The 1,133-nt window shown below is 70.1% G+C and carries 1 protein-coding gene and 1 pseudogene; both read right to left on the reverse strand.

What is annotated here, in order from left to right:
• Positions 1-561 (reverse strand): annotated as a pseudogene (locus D7V97_RS43205) (FrgA protein); the annotation flags it as partial.
• 50 nt (positions 562-611) lie between these two features.
• On the reverse strand, positions 612-1,133 hold a 522-nt coding region (locus D7V97_RS43210; RefSeq protein ID WP_120616287.1), incomplete at its 5' end, for an RDD family protein.

Raw genomic sequence — 1,133 nt, forward strand, 5'->3', positions numbered from 1 at the left:
CTCCTGGGCCACGGAGCGCGCCAGCTGCTCCACCATGTCCACCATCGCCTCGTCCTCCGGCGGTGGAGGCGGCGGCGTGAGGGCTCCGGACTGCCGCGCGACGAGCGCCTCGCCCAGCTGGACGAACCGCTGCGGGAGCGGCTGGCGGTAGATGGTGGAGATCCACTCGCGCACCCGCAGCTCGATGGCGACCCACAGCTCCAGCGGCTTGCCCAGGAGGAAGCCGACTTCGTCCAGCTCCTTCTTGGGCACCGGGTAGGCGCATGCGACGTGCAGCGTGTTGCCGTCCAGGGACAGGGGCACCACGCTCAGGCGCTCGGCGATTTTCGGAGGGATGAAGCTGGCGACCTCGAGGTTGGGCTCGAAGTCCACCAGGTTCACGGGCCGGAAGCCGGAGACCTCGCCCAGGAGCGCGAGGACCTCCTCTTCACCCATGCCGCGCTCCAGGAGCGCGGAGTCCAGGTGGCCTCCCTGGGCCTGGTGCTGACGCAACAACTCCCCGGCCTGCTCCTGGGTCAGGAGGGCGCGCGAGACGAGGTGCTGAGCAAGACGGGAAGGCATGAAGGCCGCGGCATCTTACGGCCGCGGCCGCAAGGCACAATGAGCCGGTTTCAGCTCGGTTGGACGACGAAGGTGGACGTCAGCTTGTCATGCAGCGTCTGGCCGCGTCGGTCGAACAACGCCATCCAGAACCCGCCCAAGAAGAGAACGAAGGAAAGCCCGGCGAGCAGCGCCCGGAAGATGGCCCGGCCCGGTGTCGGCGCCAGGCCATGGGTGTCCACCAACCGGAGGCCCAGGAGCAATCGTCCCAGGGTGCGCCCATTCCAGAGGAAGGCCGCGACGGCGCAGTAGACGGTGGCGAGCACCAGCACCAGTACCACGCCGGGAAGCAGCACGGTGTGCAGTGCGCGCAGCCAGGCGACGAACGCATCCAGTCCCGTCAGCCCCGGCTGCGGACCCTTGACGCCCGCGATGGACGAGGCGAGGACGATGTAGGCCGCCGCGACCGCGCCGATGGCGGCGGTGTCGATGGTGAACGACAGCAGCCGCCGCCACAGCGAGGCAGGCCGTGCGTGCACTTCACCGGGGGCCGGCGCCGCGGCGGGAGCCTTCGACTTCACGGGGGCGGCGGG

The organism is Corallococcus sp. CA053C (assembly GCF_003611675.1).
Classification (GTDB): Bacteria; Myxococcota; Myxococcia; order Myxococcales; family Myxococcaceae; genus Corallococcus.